A 19,954-nucleotide genomic window follows, 5' to 3' on the forward strand; every position below is an offset into this window, starting at 1 on the left:
TAGCGGGGTTCATGAGATGAGCTGCAATTTTATTGAATTGATTTCCTCTTCAACATCTACGAACGATTTTAGTTCTTCCAGCCGGCGCACGGTGTCACGCAGGAATCTCTGGTGTGCCCGTGACGCCGGATGAAATGGACGATGGGTCAACGCCTGTTGGATACTGGTCCACTTGTCGGCAAAGGCCAGCAGGGCGTTATCAAAATAACGTGCCTTGAACTGTTGCCAGATATAGGCCTCTGCTTCCTCGGTAGGATGAAGCAGATCGGCTTTGTAGAAACGATAGTCGCGCAGGTCGTCGAGCATGATCTCAAATGCCGGAAAATACTCCACATAGTCAAAGCGCTCTTGTAACGTATGGCATGCAACGCGAAGTACGCTTTTGCTTACACTGTTCAATGCCAACGTGTCCTTAATATGACGTACCGGGCTGACTGTTAAGATGACACGCAGATTGGGATGTTGCGCACGCAGCGTAGTAAGCGTTGATTCAAATGAAGCTACAATCGCCTCGGCGGTGAGTAGGGTCTTGTCAAACAGCGCGGCGGATTGTTTATGGCAGTTGGCCACTACTTCGCCCGTGTCCCGGCGGGTATAGGCCCAGGCGGTGCCATACGTCAGCAGCAGATAGTCTGTTTGCTGTAGAAAGGCATGGGCCGTCTCTACCCGATGTTCGAGGCGGTGAGCCAGGGCGTCGTGCGTTAATGCCGATAGTTCGGAATGGAAGTCATAGTTCAAATGAACGTCGTCGTGCTGCAGGTAGGTGTGCGCGGGAATGGACGTGGCCCGTGCAGCGTAGTCCAGGGCTTTGTGAATCGATAGGGGATTGTACAAGGTGCCGAAGGGATTGGCCAGGGTGGGGAGCTTGAGGGCGGCCAGCCGCGAGCCGATGGAATCCGCAAAGCAGGAACCCAGGGTGGCGATCCGCGAGGTGATGGCCAGTGTGTGTGTCGACACACCGGCATTTACGATAGTTCTGAAGCTGTTCATAAATTATGTTACCGCAAACACTTGAAAATTTCGCATACTTTGAAGTATTTTTGAATCATAGAGGGACAATAATTCTGAATAAAAATAGGAAATGCCCATCTTCGATAAGAACCGTATCATAAACCATTTATATCGATGAATAACGACCTCACAGCATTTGAAAAGATTCCGGTGAGCATTTTTAAGAGCTCGGAGGAGGCTTCTCTTTCTTCGGCCCGCGAGATTGCTACCCTGATCAAAAAACGCCAGGCGGAAGGCAAGCACGCCGTTCTGGGACTTGCCACCGGCTCTACGCCGACGCGTGTATACGCGGAGCTGGTAAAGATGCACCAGAAAGAGGGGTTGAGCTTTAAAAATGTATACACGTTCAACCTGGACGAGTATTACCCGATGCGGCCTGACTCGCTGCAAAGTTACGTTCGTTTTATGAACGAGCACCTGTTCAACCACATCGATATCCCCAAGAACCAGGTGCATATTCCCGACGGCACGTTGCCGAAAGATAAGGTTGCCGACTTTTGCCGTGAGTATGAGCAGAAGATCGACAGCCTGGGTGGCATCGACATTCAGCTGTTGGGTATCGGCCGCACGGGCCACATCGGCTTCAACGAGCCCGGTTCGAGTGAAAAATCGTTTACCCGCCTGGTGACACTCGACCAGATGACGCGTATCGACGCGGCGAGCGACTTCTTTGGCGAGGAGAACGTGCCGCGTAAAGCTATTACAATGGGCGTAGGTTCCATCCTCAAAGCCAAGCAGGTGATTATGATGGCCTGGGGCGAAGGCAAGGCCAGGGTGATTAAAAAGGCCGTGGAAGGCCCGATCACTGACCAGATTCCTTCATCATTCTTACAAAAGCATACCAACTGCCACATCGTGCTGGACGATGCGGCTTCCTCTGAGCTTGTGCGGATCAAAACACCCTGGTTGCTGGAAAGCGTCGAGTGGGACGAAGTAAAGATTCGCAAAGCGGTGGTATGGCTGTGCCAGACCATACAGAAGTCCGTATTGAAGCTCACCAACCACGACTACATGGAGCATGGCATGGGCGATATCATTACCGAGTACGGCTCTGCCTACCAGGTAAACATCAAAGTATTCAACTACCTGCAACATACTATTACCGGCTGGCCGGGGGGTAAACCCAATGCTGACGATACCCATCGTCCGGAGCGTGCCACGCCGTTTCCGAAACGTGCGCTGATCTTCTCGCCACACCCTGACGACGACGTGATCTCGATGGGCGGTACCTTCATCCGTCTGGTAGACCAGGGCCACGAAGTACACGTAGGCTATCAGACCTCGGGTAACATCGCTGTATTCGACGACGACGCTGTACGCTTTGCGGACTTCGTGCGCGATTTCAACGAACAGTTCGGCCTGAGCAAAGGCGACGGCGAGAAATTCTACCAGCAAATCGTAAAATCCATCCACGGGAAAGGACCGGGCCAGAACGACAGTCCCGAAGTATTGTCTATAAAAGGCCTGATTCGCCGCGGCGAAGCAAAAGCGGGTGGCCGCTACGTTGGTATCCCTGACGAGCAAATGCACTTCCTCGACATGCCGTTCTACGAAACGGGTGCTGTGAAAAAGAAGCCCCTCGGTGAAGAGGATATCAAGATCACGATGGACCTGATCGAAAAAATCAAGCCCCACCAAATCTACGCGGCCGGTGACCTTTCCGACCCGCATGGTACACACCGTGTCTGCCTCGCGGCGGTTATGGAAGCTGTAAGACGTCTGAAAGATAAAGATTGGATGAAAGACTGCTGGGTGTGGCTGTACCGTGGTGCATGGCAGGAGTGGGACATCGACCAAATCGAAATGGCCGTGCCGCTGAGTCCTGACGAGCTGATGCGCAAGCGTCGTGCAGTCTTTAAGCACCAGTCGCAGAAAGACAGCGCCATGTTCCCGGGCAGCGACAAGCGCGAGTTCTGGATGCGTGCCGAAGATCGTAACCACGCCACCGCGCAAGCGTACAATGCGTTGGGTCTGGCAGAATACGAAGCGATGGAAGCCTTTGTACGCTACAAGTTCTAAGAACGAAACTCCTGATTTCAGATAACAAAAGCCTGGCAGTAACGCCAGGCTTTTTAGTTTACTGCTGTTGCTGCTGCATTTGCATTTCCTGGTGGTGGCGAAACGAGTTACGGCTGGCGGGCTGTGTGCCGCTAGGCTGCACATAGGCTACTACATCGGGAGTAATGGCCTGGCCATCTTCATAGGCAACATTCACCGTAACGTCCAATGAATGGCCGGACGTGCCGCGATATGTACCCTTTACCGGCGAGCAGTCTGAAAAGTTCTTGCCTGCCGCCAGCTTTACATGCGTTTCGTTCACGAGACAGTCGTTGGTAGGGTCAAGTCCCAACCACCCGTAAAAAGGGATATAAGCTTCTACCCAGGCATGGGTTGCACCTTCACCCCGCATGCCATTTTCTTTCGGACAGATATAGCCACTGATATAGCGGGCGGGAATATCCAGAAAACGCAGGACGATCGACAGCAGGTGAGCAAAGTCCTGACATACTCCTGACTTCAACTTCCAGATCTCGTCAGGTGTGGTTTCGATCGTGGTAATGCCTTTGCGATACTCGAAGTTTTGGTAGATATACCGACTGAAATACTGTGCGGATTGAAGCGGTGTATGACCGGTTTGCAGCTCTTGCGCCACCAGCGCCAGAATTTCGTCTGCGCCTTCGAAGCGATCCTTTTTCAAAAAATCAATAAAGTCGATGTGATGGCGCAGGCTTTCGAGCGCCTGCCATTGTACGGCAGCGGGCTGATCGTCGGTCGGAATAGCACGCGGTTTGGTGTTTACGAGCAGGTAAGAGTCTATCACCAGCTCCCGGTGGGGGTGCACCTGTGTAAAAGTTCCTACGTCGTTGCCAAAAATATCTATGTGTAGCTCGATCATCGGGTTGCCGGTGACATGTATGGTATGTTGCAAGACCGACTGGAAGGGATCTTGAACCGGGTAGAGCATGATCTGGTTGGCGCTGTCGCGCACACTGTTTTCGTATTGGTAACGCGTGATGTGCCGGATCTTAAAGGTCGACATGGAGATGAGAATTAACTGTAGGCAAAATAGTATTGGTTCAATGTGTGGCCGATCGCATGGATGTCGGCTGTGATCTCGGTCAGATAGTGATGCAGGCCGATGCGTGAAACACCCTGTACGTCGGAATACTGTAACCGGCTTTTGAGCTTGCCGATGAGGAAGTCCACTTTGGCATAACCTTCCTGATTCTGATCGCCTCGCAGGCGCCCGAAGTAACGGTGCAGCTGATTGACCGAGTAAAGAATGGACCGCGGGAAGTCTATGTTAAACAACACCTGGTCCACCACGTTGCGCGCTTCGAAACCCGATCGGTACCGCTTGAGGTACAACGCATATCCGGAGACCGACATTAAGAGGTATTTCCAGTAGGTTGTGTCCGTGGGCTTATCAAGATCGTACGACAGGTCATGGAACTTCAGGTCAAGGATATCGGCCGACTGAATGGTGCGCTCGAGATACTTGCCGAGGTTCATGAAGCACAGCCCTTCACCCCGGAACATGGTAATGTCTGCCACGCCGTAATACAACATACATTGTTTTATCAGCGAGTCGAGTACTGTTACGGGGTCCTCGTATTGTAGTGCATGCTGCAGTCGGGGTTCGCGTACAACATGGTAAAATTCATTCAGGCATTGCCAAAGCTCTTTGGTAAGATTGTCTTGCACGGAGCGCGCGTTCTCGCGTGACTGGACCACCATGTTGAGCACCGAGTTGGGATTGTCGCGGCCGAGCACCATGTATTGCAATACCTGCCGGCCGTTGCGTTCAATGCGGGCAATCTCTTCTTCCTGGAGCTCGGTGAAAGCCCGCAATACCGGACGCCACGTAAAGGCCTGCACGTCGTCCTGCGACGACAGGTGGTTGATCATGAGAATTCTTAACAGACTGTCGGTTCGCTCCATGTAACGCGACATCCAATACAACGAATCGGCCACACGGCTTAGCATACGGTTGGTGGTTTACGTTCTTTTATCATCTTCCTATACAGACAATACCCAGGTGTCTTTGCTGCCGCCACCTTGCGACGAGTTAACGACCAGCGATCCTTCCCGTAGCGCTACGCGGGTGAGTCCGCCCGGTACAATTTCGATACCGTCAGGGCCACACAATGCGAACGGCCGGAGGTCTACGCGTCGCGGCTGCACCTTGCCATCGATGTAGCATGGCGATGCCGACAGACTGATGGTAGGCTGCGCAATAAATTGCCGGGGATCGCGCAGGATCTGTTTTTTATACTCGTCAATTTCCTGCTCGCTGGCAGCATGGCCCATGAGCATGCCATATCCACCCGATTCGTTTGTCTTCTTCACGACCATGGTGTTAATACTTGACAATACATACTCACGCTCGTCGGGCTTGCCCAGTTGGTAGGTCGGTACATTTCGAAGAATGGGCTCTTCGTTCAGGTAATAGCGAATCATATCCGGGACATACGCGTAAATAGCTTTGTCGTCGGCTACGCCGTTGCCGATGGAGTTGACGATGGCTACGTTGCCTTTGCGATAGGCGGAGAGAATGCCGGATACACCCAGTACGCTGCTCGGGTCGAACACCAACGGGTCAAGATAATGGTCGTCTACGCGGCGGTAGATCACGTCTACCTGCTGCAACCCCGCGGTAGTCTTCATATATACCTTGTGATTCTCTACAACCAGGTCGCGTCCTTCCACCAGCTCCACACCCATGAGACGGGCCAGAGTAGTATGTTCGAAATATGCGGAGTTATAGATGCCTGGCGTTAGCAAGACGATGTTGGGCGACGCTACCTTACGCGGCGAGAGGGCCATTAGGTTTTTATAGAGAATGGTGGGGTAGTGCGTTACCGGGCGTACGTGATTCTGCGGGATAAGATCGGGAAAAATGCGTTTGGTGATTTCGCGGTTCTCGATCATGTAAGACACCCCCGAGGGTGTGCGCAAGTTGTCTTCCAGCACGTAAAACGTTCCGTCATAGTCGCGGATCAGGTCGATACCGGCAATGTGTACATAGATATCGTGCGGCACGTTGATGCCCTGCATTTCGCGCAGGTAGTGTGGGCACGAATAGACAAGCTCGACGGGAACAACCCCGTCCTTGAGAATAAATTGCTCGTGGTATACATCGCGCAAGAACAGATTCAATGCCCGCAGCCGTTGTTTAATCCCTTGCTCGATAAACGTCCATTCGGTGGAGGTGATGATGCGCGGAATAATGTCGAAGGGAAAAATCTTTTCAATGCCTTCACCGCTGGAGTATACGGTGAAGGTAATGCCCTGGCTCATGAAGAGCCGTCGGGCAAGCTCTTCCTTTTTGGAAAGCTCAGTGGGTGAAATATTCGTGAGGAAGTCGGCTATGCCGCGGTAGTGCTGGCGGATGCCGTCGCTGCCGAACATTTCGTCCCACAGGGGAGAATGGCTGATGCCATAGTGCTGGAATATTTCGGCATCCTGCGTCATGGTGTTTAGGTTCGGTTTAACCTAAAGTACCAAGCAGGTGGGGCATTTTATCTGTATGTTAAAACAATATTTCTGCAATCGAATGAGCGGCCTCCAGGGATATAAAAGCAAAGAGCCCCGAGGGGGGCTCTTTGTATGTTCACAATGACGAAGTCGTTGTTAATCGGCTACGACGCTTACCTTAATCTCGTGCTTCACTTCCTTGTGGAGGTCCAGGCCCACGGTGTAAGTACCGAGTTGCTTGGGAGGTTCCTTCAGGTGCACTTTTTTACGGTCGATGTCAAAGCCTTTCGCTTTCAGCGCATCAGCAATCTGCAGGGCTGTAACGGCACCGAAGATCTTACCAGTTTCACCGGCTTTCGTCCGGATCTCGATGGTCAAATCACCCAGGCGGCCAGCCAGTGCTTCTGCGTCTTGCTTGATCTTAGATGCTTTGTGAGCAGCCTGGCGTACGTTTTCGTTTACCAGTCTTTTGTTCGAGTCGTTGGCGATGAGGGCGTAGCCATTGGGAATCAGGTAGTTGTTACCATATCCGGCTTTCACCTTCACAATGTCGTTCTTATAGCCAAGGCCCAATACGTCCTGTTTCAAAATTACTTCCATGTTCGTATATCGTTAAGGGTCCTGGAATTGTTATTTCAAAGAGTCGCCAGTGTACGGAAGAATGGCCAGGTGGCGGGCACGCTTCACAGCTTGCGCTACTTTCTTCTGAAATTTCAGGCTGGTGCCAGTCAAACGGCGGGGCAGAATCTTGCCTTGCTCGTTGATGAACTTCAGCAGGAAGTCGGGATCTTTGTAGTCGATGTACTTGATACCGTTCTTCTTGAAGCGGCAGTACTTCGGCTTAACCTCTGCGCGCTTGATGGGTTCGTTCATTAATGTCATTTTACGCGCTCCTCCTCGGCTTTTTTAACAGCTTGTTTTTTGTTTTTGAATTCGCCTTTGCGTCTGCGTTCGTTGTAAACGATAGCGTGCTTATCCAGCACGGTTGTCAGAAAGCGCATAATGGATTCGTCCCGTCTGTACTCAGTCTCCAGGGTGTCGATAACGGGCGCGTCGGCCGTGAATTCGATCAGGTTGTAGAAGCCAGTAGACTTTTTGTTGATGGGGTAAGCCATCTTCTTCAAGCCCCAATTCTCGATGTTCAGTACATCGGCATTGGCTTTCTTCAACACTTTCACGAACTTATCGACAGTATCCTTTGCCTGATCTTCAGACAAAACGGGATTTAAAATGAATACCGTCTCGTAATTTCTCATGATAGTTTTTTATTTGAGGCTGCAAAGGTAGGGAAAATCATGGAATTGAGAAATGAATGACCCAAAAAATCGGGTGATTTATGCGGTTTTAGGCCTTTTCAGCTGTCTTCGCCAGTCACCCCATTATTTCACTACAAACTGGCCAGAGCCAATTTTGTAGTCGTTGCAGTAGATTTCGAGGGTATACGTACCGGAAGCGTAGTCGGAGCCTTTTTCATACGTGTAGATCAATTTCTGCTTGGTGTTATCAAACAGAATCTCCTGGGAAGCTGTGTAGAACTCCTCTTTGCCGTTGTAAATGAAGGTGCCAGAGCCACGGGCTACATCGAAGATGACCTGGCCGTTTTCGTCTACGATGCGGATCATGATCTTTTTGCCTTCGATGGGGGCGACGTTGTTCTCGGCAATGTTGAATTCGGCCTTGAGCTTGCTGATCTGGCGGCTCTTGAAAGGCGAATCACGCTCCTTGCCACGGTCACTCAGGGCCACGATACGGACGTTCTCAGCTTTGAGCTCAGAGGCAATGGCTACCTTGGTGGCCAGCTCTTCCTTGGTTTGGCTCAGGCGATTAATGGAGTCGCCAAGCTGGTTCTTTTGTGTTTTAAGCGAGGTATTTTCGGTCAGCAGGGCCTTGTTAACGTGCTTCAGCTTATCAATCTCTTCATCCTTGGTCTTCAACAGCAGCTCGTAGCCTTCCACTTTATCTTTGAGGGCTTTGATCTCTTTGCCGGTGGCGCGCTTGGAGCGTTTCAGCTCGGCGTCTACCTCAGCCTTGGCTTTTTCCAGGTCAGAGATGTCTCCACCCAGCTTTTTAACTTCGGCGATCTTGGCGTCGAGCTCCTCGCGGATCTCGGTCATGCGTTGCATGGTAGAGGCCAGCTCTTGCTCGGTGGAGGTCTTTTCAGCCACTAGTGTCTGGTGCTCGCGGCTGTCGAGAAATATCTTTACTCCCTGTACAACGATGATGACCGCCATCAGCGCAATGATGATGGCATTCTTGTTCGACTTCTTCGGAGTCTGTTCTACAGGAGAAATGTTTGTCGGTTCGCTCATAGTGGGCTTTTGTTCAACCGCAAAAATAAAATTTCTTCCGGTGTAATTCAATGATTAATACTGCAATACAACGTGCTGTTTGTTCAATGACGGGTCAAAAAACAAAATTCCACAGCGGTACAGGTCGGCACTGCCATACACCAGTGGATGTCTCCGCATCTCTTCCCAGGCTTGTTGCATGCCCGGCGTGTAGTGTATATCATCAAAGATGAGCATGCTTTGTGCGTGTACTTTCTGCAGCAGCTGCTGAAAGTAACGTACGGTGGGCTCATAACGATGGTTGGCATCGACAAAGGCCAGGTCGACCTTGCCTGACGACACCAGGTAGGCCGGCAGCGTGTTTGTAATATCACCTTCCATCAGGCGTATGCGTGCTGCGGGTTGTTGTGCAAAGACGCCACGCGCTACACCGGCTATTTCGGGGGCACCTTCAAAAGTGGTGACCTGGGCGCCGGCCGCGGCCAGGTAAAGCGTATTGAGGCCCAACGAAGTGCCCAATTCAACGACGTGCGCATGGCCGAAGTGGCGGACAATGCGATGATATAAATGCGCAAAGCGTTCGGGGCTGATGCTCGTGCGGGCGATAGACTGTACTGTGCGCGAGGTGGTCCGACCCTGTTGTGGACCGGCACCCAGGTCCTGGATTGTGAGGTGGGTGGTGTTTTGTAATAGCGACGTGCGTATGGATTCCAGCGTTTCAAGCCGCGATGGACGCGGTGTAGGGACCACTACGCGGGTATAAAAGTCAAAGAAAAAAGGTGAATGCAGCGAGTGCCTGTTAACGGCGTCCAGCCAGTAAGTAAAGTATGTTTGAAATTGAAAGCGCGTGGGCATGCAGCGGGAGAGCGGGTAACGGGTACCGATTGCGCGACGCTAGTTCAGACGGATGGGGGCGACCATGGTAAACGACGGAATATTGACCTCTACCTTTACGCCGTCCACAACACGTTCCATGAGGTAGGTACCAACCATTTTACCAATGCCTGACTTCAGGTTGCAGCCGGAAACATATTGATGGGTTTGGCCGGGCTCCAATACAGGTTGCTGCCCTACAACGCCTTCACCTTCTACTTCGCGCGGACTAAAACCGGCATCGTGAATGTGCCAGTGACGACGCAGCAACTGGATGGTGTAATCACTCTGATTTTCGATCGTGATGCGGTACGTGAAAACATAATGGTATTGGCTCGGGCTGGAATATGCCGGCTGATACTCCGTCTCCACTGTTACTTTGATCCCTTTGGTGATTTCCGTTACCATGTAAGCATCAAAAATATCAAAATTTTAGAATTCCCAAGTGGAGGGCGTTAATACTTGTTTAAGTGATTGAAAATCAGTGGTATTATTTGCATTCCGATCCCTGGAAGATGCTTTTTCTTGTATCGTTTAACGCTACCCGTTAGTTTTAGGGATGGATGTTAAAATTGCGCCTTCCTGGAAGGATCGTCTGGCTGACGAATTCAACAAGCCATACTTCAAAACCCTCATCAATTTTGTCAAACAAGAGTATCAAACCCAAACGGTATACCCGCCGGGCAAGGAAATTTTTAACGCTTTTGACGCCTGTGATTTCAGCGATGTAAAAGTGGTCATCCTGGGGCAGGATCCGTATCACGGCGCGGGTCAGGCCAATGGCCTGTGTTTCTCAGTGCATGACGGCATACGCATGCCGCCGTCGCTGGTCAATATCTTCAAAGAGATCCTGGCCGATTTGGGCAAGCCCCTGCCATCCACGGGCAACCTGGAGCGCTGGGCCAGGCAAGGTGTACTCCTGCTAAACGCGACGCTTACCGTGCGGGCCTCGTCGCCGGGCTCACACCAGAACAAAGGGTGGGAGACCTTTACCGACGCCGTCATCAAGCATATATCGGACGAACGCCAGCACGTGGTATTCCTGTTGTGGGGATCGTACGCGCAGAAGAAAGGTGAGGTCATCGACCGCAGCAAACACCTCGTGTTGATGTCGCCGCACCCGTCACCCTTCTCGGCTGACCGTGGCTTTTTTGGAAACAAACATTTCAGCAAGACGAACGAATACCTTGTGAGGCAGGGACTGACACCTATTGAATGGTAATCGCCACGGTGTAAGGCATCATAAAAAAAGCCCCCTTGCTATAAACAAGGGGGCTTTTGCTTTTATGCTATAAAGCTATTTGATCAGCTTAAAGAAGCGATTCCAGCGGATGCGGTTCGCGAGACCAGAGCCGTTGTCGACCGACAGCCAGATAAAGAATGCTTTTCCGACGATGTGATCTTCCGGCACAAACCCCCAAAAGCGTGAGTCGAGGGAATTGTGACGGTTGTCACCCATCATGAAGTAATAGTTTTGCTTGAAGGTATAACTGGTCACAGGTTGACCGTCGATGAAGAGCTTGTCGCCTTCTATCTTGACGTTTTTGTTGTGGTCGTACAGCTTAATGGTTGTGCCATACAGGGCCAGGGTTGACTTATCGATGGTAATGGTCGCGCCTTCTTTCGGAATCCACAACGGACCGAAGTTATCGGTCGACCAGCGGAACAACCGGGTAGAGTCGGGGCCGCCATACCAGTCGTAGTAGCTCGAGTAGGGAATGGTGCCTTCGTCGTGTATGCGTTTCTGTGCTTCGATGGCGCGGATATACGGCAGGGCCTTGATCTCCTCTGCGCGGGCTTTGGTCAGCCACATTTGGTAGGCAAACTTTCCGTCAGCCTGACGACCGTGGGCCTGATAGTCTTCAATACCCAGGCCGAGGCCGGCAAGGTTACGTTCGCTAATCGGTCCGTCGGACAATATCAGATAGCTGAATTGTATTTCCGGCGGCACGGGCGATGCCACGCCGTTGATATATACCTGCTGGTCTCTGATCGATAGCGTGTCGCCGGCTACGGCTACGCAGCGTTTTATATAGTTTGTTTTGAGATCGACCGGGTAATCGATGCCATCGTTCAGCCCTTTGGGTGGCACGTTAAAAACGACCACGTCTTCGCGTTTTACATGGCTGATGCCGGGCAAACGATACTGGGGCAGCTTGATCCATTCCAGGTAAGACGGGACATTCTTCGTGAACCAAATCTTCTGGTGGGTCAGAGGGATTTGCAGCGGTGTTGTCGTGGTGCGGGTACCGTAGTGGAATTTGCTGACAAACAGGAAATCGCCTACAAGCAGGGAGTTTTCCATGGAAGGCGTGGGAATGGTATAGGCTTCCATGATCAGCCAGCGGATCAGGGTCGCAGCGATTACGGCAAAGCCAATGGCTTCGGTCCATTCCTGACGGGTAGATTTTTCGCCGTGGATCTGGGTGGCGGGGCCTTTATACTTTACATCTTTGGCAAAGCCCATGTAGGGGAAGTAGATGAACGGGAAGATAACCGCGGCGGCGATCTGGTGAACCTTTTCTTTGCCAAACGATTTCAGCAGGTCGGCCACTACGCCAATGGCGATAATCTGACCAATTACAGGAATCAATAAATAAAAGATCCAGGACCAAGGGCGTCCCACGATTTTCAGAAGCACGATCTGGCCGTAAATAGGAATAAGCGATTTCCAGCCGGGTTCGCCTGCTTTTTCAAACAACTTCCACATCCCGACATACGAAGGGACGAAGACGAGCACAAAGCCCAACATGATAAGAAATTCGTAACCTGCCATAAATTATGTTCTTGAAAACCTGTAAATAAAGATAAAATAATCGATTTAGACGGTTAGTCGCTGGAACGGCCTTAAAATTTCAAGTAATCGTCCATGGAAAGAATACCTTTTTTGTTCTTAATCCATTCAGCTACCATCACCGCACCTTTTGCAAAGCCTTCACGGGAATGTGCGATGTGTTTGATCTCGATATCGTCAATGGGAGAGGCATATTTCACGACGTGGGTGCCGGGCACCTGGTCGATGCGGAAAGAATTAATGACAAGTTCGTCGGGGTTGCCAGTGTCCCGGTTCACCCAGCCTTTTTTGCGGGGCAGGTATTTCATGGTCCCTTCAGCCAGCGTAATGGCGGTGCCACTGGGCGCGTCTCTTTTTTCGGCGTGGTGGATCTCGTTCATCTCCACATCGTATTCTGTCATATTCTGGACCATTTTGGCCAGGTACTCGTTCAGCTTAAAGAAGATGTTTACGCCGACGCTATAGTTGGAAGAGTAGAAGAATGCGCCGTTGCGTTCCTGGCAAAGCGCTTCGATCTCGGGCTTGCGTACCAGCCAGCCGGTTGTGCCGCAGACTACCGGAATATCGTTCAGCAGCGTCCTGCGTACATTTTCGAAGGCAGCGTCGGGGTGAGAGAATTCGATGGCAACGTCGCCTGTGGCGGTTTCGAATTCGTGTTGGTTGTGAAGGTCGATGCGGGCGGAGATAGTATGGCCGCGCTCGAGGGCTACGCGCTCAATGATTTTTCCCATTTTTCCGTAGCCGAGAAGGATGATATTCATGTAAGGGTTTGTCGAGTTTGCCGTAAAACTAAAAACTTTCCGAAAGTTTAGTGCTCCCGGAAAGTTTTTAGTTCGGATTCGTCTATACGACTAGCAAAACTCTTCAAACACTTCGACCAGGTGTTGGCCGATCATTTGGGCGTTGCGGCCTTCAATGTGGTGGCGTTCAACAAAATGAACAAGCTCGCCATCTTTGAACAGGGCAATGGCGGGTGAAGACGGCGGGTAAGGCAGGGTATATTCCCGTGCTTTAGAAACCGCTTCTTTATCAACACCGGCAAAAACCGTTGTCAGCTGCTGCGGCTTTTTGCCGGCATGCTCGACAGCCCATTTCACACCAGGGCGTGCTGCACCGGCAGCACATCCACATACAGAGTTGATGACCAGCAGGGTAGTGCCTTGCTGATTCTTCAGACAATTATCAACTTCCTCGGAAGTCTTCAGTTCAGAGAACCCAGCGCTGGTCAGATCGCTGCGCATGGGCGCCACTAGTTGTTCGGGATACATATTGTTTTTTGCAAAGTTAAATCGGATTGTACTGTTATTATAACAAATTATAAAAATCCTAGTTCAAGCTTGGCCGCCTCGCTCATCATGTCTTGCGAGTACGGTGGGTCAAACGTCAACTCCACCTTCACATCGTTCACGCCTTCAATCGCTTTCAATTTCTGCTGCACTTCTCCGGGAATAGATTCTGCGGAAGGGCATGATGGCGACGTAAGCGTCATTTGTATATAAACGTTGTTGACGGGGTAGACGTTGATCTCGTAGATCAAGCCGAGCTCATAAACATCAACCGGAATTTCGGGGTCGTAAACGGTCTTGATGGCTTGCAGAACTTTCTCCTGCAGGTCCGGAATGGCTGTCGTGGAGGTGTGTTGTTCGGTAGAACTGGCCGGTTCGCTCATGAGTTTACTTGCATTTTTGTCTTAAACGCCAGGGCATACAGTTTCATCTGTTTGATCATGGCTCCAAAACCATTAGAACGTTGCGTGCCAATAAAGCGTTCCATGCCGATGCGGTTCATGAACGTCAGGTTGGCATTTAAAATAGCGTCGGGAGTCTGTCCGTTAAAGATTCGCACCAGCAAGCTTACAAGCCCTTTGGTAATGGCGGTGTTGCTGTCCGCCACGAACTGGACCTTGCCGTCTTCGATCTGGCCCGAGAGCCATACCTTTGATTGGCAACCTTTTACGACATTTTCTTCGGTTTTGTCGGCTTCCGGCATCTCGGGAAGCTTCTGGCCAAGTTCCATCAGGTAGAATACGGCCATTTCACGGTCGCCGTCCAGGAGAGAGAATTCTTCGGTTATAGCGTCCTGAGTTTCCTCGATGTTCATTTCATGAAGTTGATGATCCGCTCGAGACCTTCCACCAGTTGGTCGATCTCTTTTTTCGTGTTGTAAACAGCGAATGAGGCACGTACGGTTCCTTCTACCTGGAAACACTCCATGAGCGGCTGCGTACAGTGGTGTCCTGTGCGTACGGCAATGCCGCGGGAGTCGAGCATCTGGCCGATGTCAAAGTGATGGATGCCTTCCACACCGAATGAAAGCACACCAACCTTTTGCGGTGCCGTACCGATCAGTCGCACGCCCTTCAGCGCCGAAACGCGCTCGGTAGCATAGGTTAACAACGCATGCTCATGGGTGGCGATGTTCTCACGGCCCAGGTCGAGAATAAAGTCCATGGCGTATTTATAGGCCACTACATCGGCAATGTTGGGTGTACCGGCTTCGAACTTATACGGCAGATCGTTGTATGTCGTCTTGGCGAAGGTTACATCTTTGATCATCTCGCCGCCAGCCTGGTAAGGTGGCATTTTCTCCAGCAGCTCACGTTTGCCGTAGAGCAGACCGGTGCCGGTCGGGCCGTACATCTTGTGCGAAGAGAGACAGTAGAAGTCGCAGTCCAGGTCTTGCACGTCGATGGCGACGTGAGCACCGGTTTGCGCGCCATCGATCACGGCTACCGCACCGGCGGCATGCGCCAGGGCGATGATCTCTTTTACGGGATTGATGGTACCCAGGCTATTGGAAGCATGATTGACCGACACCACTTTGGTCTGCGGCGAAAGCAGCTTCTTATAGGCTTCCATATCCAACGCGCCATTCTCTAAAACAGGAATGACACGCAGTACGGCACCCGTAGCTTCGCAGACGATTTGCCAGGGTACGATGTTGGAATGGTGCTCCAATCCACTGATGATGATCTCGTCGTTGGTCTTCAGAAAAGCGCGACCGTACGAGGATGCCACCAGGTTGAGGCTCTCGGTTACACCGCGGGTGAAGATGATCTCCTGTTCTGAACGGGCGTTGATAAATGTGCGCGCCGTGTGGCGGGTTTCTTCATACGCCTTTGTCGCCTTTTCCGCCAGTGTGTGGATGCCACGGTGGATGTTGGCGTTATAGCCCTTGTAATAACCGATCAGGGCATCGATCACGACAAGCGGCTTTTGCGAAGTAGCCGCGTTGTCAAAATATACCAGGTCACGTCCGTTTACTTGCTGGTGCAGAATCGGAAACTGTTTCCGAATGGCTTCAACATCCAGTACACGGGTGACTGCAGGAGAGGAGGTCATACTCAAAAGTTTTTGTGTAGCCGTTGGCTAATCAGGTTGTCGAGGTATTCCTTCACCACCGGGTTCTTCACGTTGGTCAGGACTTCGCCGGTAAAGGCGTACAGCATCATGGCCTGTGCCGACAGCTTGTCGATGCCGCGGGAACGCAGGTAGAAGACCGCTTCTTCGTCCAGCTGACCGGAGGTACAGCCGTGCGAGCATTTCACGTCGTCAGCCCAGATTTCGAGCTGTGGCTTCGTGTTTACGATGGCCGTAGGGCTCAACAGGATATTACGGTTCGCCTGGAAGGCGTTCGTCTTCTGTGCTTGTGGGCGTACATAAATCTTGCCGTTAAAGACACCGCGCGAAGTACCGTCCATAACACCTTTGTATAGCTCGTTGCTAAAGGAGTTCGGCTTGCGGTGATCTACCACGGTGTGGTTGTCTGCCAGGGTGTCGCCGGTTAACAAATAGAGACCGTACATGTGCGATTCAATGCCTTCGCCGTCCAGGACCAACTGCAGGTTATTGCGTACAAGCTTACCGTTGAGCGTGAACGTGAAGGTGTTCACGCGGCTGTAGTTTGCCTGTTGTATGCGGATCGTTCCGACCTGATACCGTTGGCCGGCGTCGTGTTGAATGCTGTAGAGATTTAAGCCTGCATTTTCGGCCACGACAGCTTCCGTCACCTGGTTAGAGAACGATGGCGATGCACCGGTTGAGTCATATTTCTCCAGGATGGTGACCTCGGCATTCCTGCCTACCACGATCAGGTTACGGGTCGCGGTAACGACCTGGCCTTGGCTGGCGTCGTGCAAGTGATACAGGATAATGGGCCGCTCGATGATTTTGTTGTCAGGAACGTGTACAAACAGGCCGGTCGTCCACGCCGCGGTGTTCCAGGCCGTAAACGCATCGGCTGCGGTGTCGGCATATTGGCCAAGGTGTTTTAACACCAGGGCGGTGTGGGTAGCCAGGGCATCTTGCAAGGGCAGGATGGTCAAGGCTGTTGTGTCTTGTATGCGGGAATCTGCCGGGGAAAATACGCCGTTGATAAAGACCAGGCTATCGGCTTCCAGGCCGGCAATGGCATAGTCTTTCACCCGGCTTACCTGCCCTGCCGGTGTCGGCTGTGACAAGGAAAACTGCTTCTCCAGGATGCGGGTTACCGGGGTGAACCGGTATTCTTCAGCCTTTGCAGCAGGAAGGCCCACAGCGCGGAAGGCGGCGGTGGCATCTTTGCGCAAGGTGGCATCGGAGGCAGTGGCCACCAGTTGCTTATCGAGCAATGCGGCTAACTCCGATGTTATAGTGTTGTCGGTTACAGTGGCGCTCATGAGCAGGATCGTTGGTTAGAGTACAGATACTTCTTCTTTGATCCAGTCGTAGCCCTTGGCTTCGAGCTCCAGCGCCAGTTCTTTGGTACCGGATTTAACGATCTTTCCTTTATATAATACGTGTACAAAATCAGGCACGATATAATCGAGCAGACGCTGGTAGTGGGTTACTACGATCACCGCATTCGACTTATTGCGCAATTTGTTTACACCGTTGGATACGATCTTCAGGGCGTCGATGTCAAGACCTGAGTCTGTTTCGTCGAGGATGGCGAGCTTTGGCTCTAACATAGCCATTTGGAAGATTTCGTTGCGTTTCTTTTCGCCACCGGAGAAGCCTTCGTTCAGGGCACGGTTCAGCAGGGCCTGGTCGATCTCTACCAGCTTCATTTTTTCTTTCATGAGGCCGAGGAACGACACAGCGTCCAGTGTGGGCTGGCCACGGTATCCGCGGATTTGATTCACGGCGGTCTTCATGAAATTGATGGTACTCACCCCCGGTATTTCTACCGGATATTGGAACGCCATGAACACCCCTTCGCGGGCGCGGTCTTCCGGAGCCATTTCCAACAGATCTTTCCCTTCGAAGGATACCTCGCCACCGGTCACCTCGTATTCTTCACGTCCCGCAAGTACCGACGCCAGGGTGCTTTTACCCGAACCGTTAGGTCCCATGATGGCGTGTACTTCGCCCGGCTTCACATCCAGGTTGATGCCGTTCAGGATATGCTTCTCACCAATCTTCGCCTGTAAATTCTTAATCGTTAACATCGCTATACCTCAAATCTTTTATTACGTTCTCGTTCTTTCGTTATCGTTGCTTGGCGTATTAGCCAACGCTTCCTTCGAGCGTCAGGGCCAGCAGCTTTTGTGCTTCCACGGCAAATTCCATCGGAAGCTGATTCAATACCTCCTTGGCATAACCGTTGACGATCAGCGCTACCGCAGACTCTTCATCTATACCGCGTTGCAGACAGTAGAAAATCTGGTCTTCGCCAATCTTGGAAGTGGTGGCCTCGTGTTCGATGCGCGCGGTATTGTTTTCCACGTCTATGTACGGGAAGGTGTGTGCGCCGCATTGGTCACCCATGAGCAGGGAATCACATTGCGAGAAGTTGCGTGCGCCTTCTGCGCGTTTCATAATATGTACCTGGCCGCGGTAGCTGTTTTGTGAGTGGCCGGCAGAGATCCCTTTCGATACGATCCGCGACTTGGTGTTTTTGCCAATGTGGATCATCTTCGTGCCGGTGTCGGCTTGCTGATAGTTGTTGGTAACAGCCACCGAGTAAAACTCACCCATGGAATTGTCGCCGCGCAAAATGCAAGACGGATATTTCCAGGTAATAGCCGAGCCTGTCTCAACCTGGGTCCAGGAGATTTTCGAGCTATCGCCGTAGCATAAGCCACGTTTGGTGACGAAGTTGTAAATACCTCCTTTGCCTTCCTTGTTGCCCGGGTACCAGTTCTGCACGGTAGAGTATTTTACCGTTGCATCTTTCATGGCGTAGATTTCTACTACGGCCGCGTGCAATTGGTTCTCGTCACGCTGCGGGGCAGTACAACCTTCCAGATAGCTTACATAAGAGCCTTCGTCGGCCACAATGAGCGTACGCTCAAACTGACCGGTGTTGGCCGCGTTAATACGGAAATAGGTGGACAGCTCCATCGGGCAACGTACGCCCTTGGGAATATAACAGAATGAACCGTCGGTAAAGACGGCCGAGTTCAATGCAGAGAAATAGTTGTCGTTTACCGGTACGACCGAGCCCATGTATTTCTTCACCAGGTCGGGGTGCTTCTGTACTGCTTCGCTAAACGAGCAGAAGATAATACCAAGCTCGCCGAGTGTTTCTTTAAAGGTAGTGGCAACAGACACGCTGTCGATAACGGCGTCTACGGCAATACCGGTCAGGCGCTTTTGCTCGGTCAGCGAGATGCCCAGCTTCTCAAAGGTCTTGATCAGCTCGGGATCTACATCCTCCAGGTTCTTGGGCGTCACCTTCTGCTTGGGAGCAGAGTAGTAGATCACGTCCTGGTAATTGATTTCCGGGAATTTTACGTTGGCCCACGTGGGCTCTTTCATCTTTGTCCACTGCTGATAGGCTTTCATACGCCATTCCAGCAACCATGCCGGTTCGTTTTTCTTGGCAGAAATGAACCGGATGATGTCTTCATTTAGTCCCTTTGGGGCGGAATCAGTCTCAATGTCCGTCGTCCACCCATGCTCATACTCCTTTGACGTGAGCTCTTCCAGTACCTGATTGTCTTTACTCATAGTGATCAAGTAGTCTATTTAGACTAATTTTAAACAACCTACAAAATTATAACAAAAAAGGCATTTTAAGGTTCCGGGGCCGGTTTATTTATTTGAAATTGTTTGATCTACTAAGTTGAGACTTCGGTCCAGACTTTCCTCCAGGGAGATCATAGTCTCAGTACGTTCAATGCCTTCTACCTGCTGAATCTTGTCATGCAGCACGAGCTTGAGGTGATTGGTATCCTTACAGTGAATCTTGCAGAACATGCTGTAGTTACCGGTTGTATAATGAATGCTCGTGATCTCCGGAATAGCCTTGATTTTGGCGATTACCTGGTCGTACAACGCACTTTTCTGCAGGAAGATTCCTATAAAGGCGGTGATATCATAGCCTAACTTGGCGTAATTGACTTTCAAAGTCGTTTTCTCAACAATGCCTGCTTCTTCCATCTTATTCATCCGCACGTGCACCGTACCGCCGGAAACAAAGGCTTTTTTGGCTACTTCGGTATAAGGCTTCTTGGCATCCTGCATTAAAATCTCCAGGATCTTCAGGTCTACATTGTCAACTTTATAATTTTCTGGCATAGGTGAAA

The 19,954-nt window shown here is 51.4% G+C and carries 22 protein-coding genes; 2 read left to right on the forward strand and 20 right to left on the reverse strand.

Annotated features, from left to right (window positions below):
- Positions 1–9: 9 nt before the first annotated feature.
- Positions 10–990 (reverse strand): GSCFA domain-containing protein, encoded by a 981-nt coding sequence (locus tag KK062_RS04425; protein ID WP_254083041.1) that lies wholly within the window; start codon positions 988–990, stop codon positions 10–12.
- 135 nt (positions 991–1,125) lie between these two features.
- Between KK062_RS04425 and nagB the strand changes: the two genes are divergently transcribed.
- On the forward strand, positions 1,126–3,030 hold the full coding sequence (gene nagB, locus KK062_RS04430) for a glucosamine-6-phosphate deaminase (RefSeq protein WP_254083042.1): 1,905 nt from the start codon (positions 1,126–1,128) through the stop codon (positions 3,028–3,030).
- A gap of 58 nt (positions 3,031–3,088) precedes the next feature.
- Here nagB and KK062_RS04435 read toward each other — a convergent pair whose 3' ends face one another.
- The 9 genes from KK062_RS04435 to apaG all read right to left on the reverse strand — a co-directional run bounded on the left by KK062_RS04435 (position 3,089) and on the right by apaG (position 10,058).
- Positions 3,089–4,051: a transglutaminase family protein gene (locus KK062_RS04435; protein WP_254083043.1), complete on the reverse strand. Its 963-nt coding sequence runs from the start codon at positions 4,049–4,051 to the stop codon at positions 3,089–3,091.
- 11 nt (positions 4,052–4,062) lie between these two features.
- The gene (locus tag KK062_RS04440) at positions 4,063–4,998 is read right to left on the reverse strand and encodes an alpha-E domain-containing protein (protein WP_254083044.1); all 936 of its coding nucleotides are present in this window, start codon (positions 4,996–4,998) and stop codon (positions 4,063–4,065) included.
- A 33-nt stretch (positions 4,999–5,031) separates the two neighbouring features.
- A complete protein-coding gene (locus KK062_RS04445) occupies positions 5,032–6,486 on the reverse strand; it encodes a circularly permuted type 2 ATP-grasp protein (RefSeq protein ID WP_254083045.1) in 1,455 nt (484 codons plus the stop codon).
- Positions 6,487–6,645: 159 nt separating this feature from the next.
- Complete coding sequence (gene rplI, locus KK062_RS04450) at positions 6,646–7,089, reverse strand: 50S ribosomal protein L9 (protein ID WP_254083046.1); 444 nt, start codon at positions 7,087–7,089, stop codon at positions 6,646–6,648.
- A 30-nt stretch (positions 7,090–7,119) separates the two neighbouring features.
- On the reverse strand, positions 7,120–7,371 hold the full coding sequence (rpsR, locus tag KK062_RS04455; RefSeq protein WP_254083047.1) for a 30S ribosomal protein S18: 252 nt from the start codon (positions 7,369–7,371) through the stop codon (positions 7,120–7,122).
- Entirely contained in the window at positions 7,368–7,745 is a 378-nt protein-coding gene (gene rpsF / locus KK062_RS04460) for a 30S ribosomal protein S6 (protein WP_254083048.1), read from the reverse strand. Before rpsF ends, rpsR begins: the two co-directional genes overlap by 4 nt.
- Before the next feature lie 123 nt (positions 7,746–7,868).
- A complete protein-coding gene (locus tag KK062_RS04465) occupies positions 7,869–8,798 on the reverse strand; it encodes a coiled-coil domain-containing protein (RefSeq protein WP_254083049.1) in 930 nt (309 codons plus the stop codon).
- A 54-nt stretch (positions 8,799–8,852) separates the two neighbouring features.
- Positions 8,853–9,632: an O-methyltransferase gene (locus KK062_RS04470; protein WP_254083050.1), complete on the reverse strand. Its 780-nt coding sequence runs from the start codon at positions 9,630–9,632 to the stop codon at positions 8,853–8,855.
- A 39-nt stretch (positions 9,633–9,671) separates the two neighbouring features.
- Complete coding sequence (gene apaG, locus KK062_RS04475) at positions 9,672–10,058, reverse strand: Co2+/Mg2+ efflux facilitator ApaG/CorD (RefSeq protein WP_254083051.1); 387 nt, start codon at positions 10,056–10,058, stop codon at positions 9,672–9,674.
- Positions 10,059–10,209: 151 nt separating this feature from the next.
- Between apaG and ung the strand changes: the two genes are divergently transcribed.
- Entirely contained in the window at positions 10,210–10,872 is a 663-nt protein-coding gene (ung, locus tag KK062_RS04480) for a uracil-DNA glycosylase (protein WP_254083052.1), read from the forward strand.
- A gap of 75 nt (positions 10,873–10,947) precedes the next feature.
- Here the strand turns inward: ung and lepB are convergent, their stop codons facing one another.
- The 10 genes from lepB to KK062_RS04535 form a co-directional block, all read right to left on the reverse strand.
- Complete coding sequence (lepB, locus tag KK062_RS04485; RefSeq protein ID WP_317195742.1) at positions 10,948–12,426, reverse strand: signal peptidase I; 1,479 nt, start codon at positions 12,424–12,426, stop codon at positions 10,948–10,950.
- A 71-nt stretch (positions 12,427–12,497) separates the two neighbouring features.
- Positions 12,498–13,205, reverse strand: coding sequence for a 4-hydroxy-tetrahydrodipicolinate reductase (gene dapB, locus KK062_RS04495; protein WP_254083053.1), 708 nt, complete (start codon positions 13,203–13,205; stop codon positions 12,498–12,500).
- Between the two features lie 90 nt (positions 13,206–13,295).
- Positions 13,296–13,712, reverse strand: a complete 417-nt coding sequence (locus KK062_RS04500) for a BrxA/BrxB family bacilliredoxin (protein WP_254083054.1) — start codon at positions 13,710–13,712, stop codon at positions 13,296–13,298.
- A gap of 47 nt (positions 13,713–13,759) precedes the next feature.
- Positions 13,760–14,113, reverse strand: a complete 354-nt coding sequence (locus KK062_RS04505; RefSeq protein ID WP_254083055.1) for an SUF system Fe-S cluster assembly protein — start codon at positions 14,111–14,113, stop codon at positions 13,760–13,762.
- Positions 14,110–14,544 carry a SufE family protein gene (locus KK062_RS04510; RefSeq protein ID WP_254083056.1) on the reverse strand — a complete coding sequence of 145 codons (435 nt, stop codon included), beginning with the start codon at positions 14,542–14,544 and terminating at the stop codon, positions 14,110–14,112. The genes KK062_RS04505 and KK062_RS04510 overlap by 4 nt, the downstream gene beginning before the upstream one ends.
- Complete coding sequence (locus KK062_RS04515; RefSeq protein ID WP_317195743.1) at positions 14,541–15,785, reverse strand: aminotransferase class V-fold PLP-dependent enzyme; 1,245 nt, start codon at positions 15,783–15,785, stop codon at positions 14,541–14,543. Before KK062_RS04515 ends, KK062_RS04510 begins: the two co-directional genes overlap by 4 nt.
- Before the next feature lie 2 nt (positions 15,786–15,787).
- The gene (sufD, locus tag KK062_RS04520; protein ID WP_254083057.1) at positions 15,788–17,101 is read right to left on the reverse strand and encodes a Fe-S cluster assembly protein SufD; all 1,314 of its coding nucleotides are present in this window, start codon (positions 17,099–17,101) and stop codon (positions 15,788–15,790) included.
- A 15-nt stretch (positions 17,102–17,116) separates the two neighbouring features.
- A complete protein-coding gene (sufC, locus tag KK062_RS04525; RefSeq protein WP_254083058.1) occupies positions 17,117–17,872 on the reverse strand; it encodes a Fe-S cluster assembly ATPase SufC in 756 nt (251 codons plus the stop codon).
- A gap of 58 nt (positions 17,873–17,930) precedes the next feature.
- Positions 17,931–19,376, reverse strand: a complete 1,446-nt coding sequence (gene sufB, locus KK062_RS04530) for a Fe-S cluster assembly protein SufB (protein WP_254083059.1) — start codon at positions 19,374–19,376, stop codon at positions 17,931–17,933.
- 84 nt (positions 19,377–19,460) lie between these two features.
- Entirely contained in the window at positions 19,461–19,946 is a 486-nt protein-coding gene (locus KK062_RS04535) for an Lrp/AsnC ligand binding domain-containing protein (protein ID WP_254083060.1), read from the reverse strand.
- Positions 19,947–19,954 lie beyond the last annotated feature (8 nt).

The organism is Dawidia cretensis (assembly GCF_018598175.1).
GTDB lineage: Bacteria > Bacteroidota > Bacteroidia > Cytophagales > Cyclobacteriaceae > Ohtaekwangia > Ohtaekwangia cretensis.

Excerpts from the sequence above, each read along its gene's own strand:
- rpsF (WP_254083048.1), bottom strand. The coding sequence starts at position 7,745 with ATGAGAAATTACGAGACGGTATTCATTTTAAATCCCGTTTTGTCTGAA.
- ung (WP_254083052.1), top strand. The coding sequence starts at position 10,210 with ATGGATGTTAAAATTGCGCCTTCCTGGAAGGATCGTCTGGCTGACGAA.
- KK062_RS04445 (WP_254083045.1), bottom strand. The coding sequence starts at position 6,486 with ATGACGCAGGATGCCGAAATATTCCAGCACTATGGCATCAGCCATTCT.
- lepB (WP_317195742.1), bottom strand. The coding sequence starts at position 12,426 with ATGGCAGGTTACGAATTTCTTATCATGTTGGGCTTTGTGCTCGTCTTC.
- rplI (WP_254083046.1), bottom strand. The coding sequence starts at position 7,089 with ATGGAAGTAATTTTGAAACAGGACGTATTGGGCCTTGGCTATAAGAAC.
- sufD (WP_254083057.1), bottom strand. The coding sequence starts at position 17,101 with ATGAGCGCCACTGTAACCGACAACACTATAACATCGGAGTTAGCCGCA.
- rpsR (WP_254083047.1), bottom strand. The coding sequence starts at position 7,371 with ATGACATTAATGAACGAACCCATCAAGCGCGCAGAGGTTAAGCCGAAG.
- KK062_RS04425 (WP_254083041.1), bottom strand. The coding sequence starts at position 990 with ATGAACAGCTTCAGAACTATCGTAAATGCCGGTGTGTCGACACACACA.
- sufC (WP_254083058.1), bottom strand. The coding sequence starts at position 17,872 with ATGTTAACGATTAAGAATTTACAGGCGAAGATTGGTGAGAAGCATATC.
- dapB (WP_254083053.1), bottom strand. The coding sequence starts at position 13,205 with ATGAATATCATCCTTCTCGGCTACGGAAAAATGGGAAAAATCATTGAG.
- KK062_RS04505 (WP_254083055.1), bottom strand. The coding sequence starts at position 14,113 with ATGAGCGAACCGGCCAGTTCTACCGAACAACACACCTCCACGACAGCC.
- KK062_RS04465 (WP_254083049.1), bottom strand. The coding sequence starts at position 8,798 with ATGAGCGAACCGACAAACATTTCTCCTGTAGAACAGACTCCGAAGAAG.
- KK062_RS04440 (WP_254083044.1), bottom strand. The coding sequence starts at position 4,998 with ATGCTAAGCCGTGTGGCCGATTCGTTGTATTGGATGTCGCGTTACATG.
- nagB (WP_254083042.1), top strand. The coding sequence starts at position 1,126 with ATGAATAACGACCTCACAGCATTTGAAAAGATTCCGGTGAGCATTTTT.
- KK062_RS04510 (WP_254083056.1), bottom strand. The coding sequence starts at position 14,544 with ATGAACATCGAGGAAACTCAGGACGCTATAACCGAAGAATTCTCTCTC.
- apaG (WP_254083051.1), bottom strand. The coding sequence starts at position 10,058 with ATGGTAACGGAAATCACCAAAGGGATCAAAGTAACAGTGGAGACGGAG.
- KK062_RS04515 (WP_317195743.1), bottom strand. The coding sequence starts at position 15,785 with ATGACCTCCTCTCCTGCAGTCACCCGTGTACTGGATGTTGAAGCCATT.
- KK062_RS04500 (WP_254083054.1), bottom strand. The coding sequence starts at position 13,712 with ATGTATCCCGAACAACTAGTGGCGCCCATGCGCAGCGATCTGACCAGC.
- KK062_RS04470 (WP_254083050.1), bottom strand. The coding sequence starts at position 9,632 with ATGCCCACGCGCTTTCAATTTCAAACATACTTTACTTACTGGCTGGAC.
- KK062_RS04535 (WP_254083060.1), bottom strand. The coding sequence starts at position 19,946 with ATGCCAGAAAATTATAAAGTTGACAATGTAGACCTGAAGATCCTGGAG.
- KK062_RS04435 (WP_254083043.1), bottom strand. The coding sequence starts at position 4,051 with ATGTCGACCTTTAAGATCCGGCACATCACGCGTTACCAATACGAAAAC.
- sufB (WP_254083059.1), bottom strand. The coding sequence starts at position 19,376 with ATGAGTAAAGACAATCAGGTACTGGAAGAGCTCACGTCAAAGGAGTAT.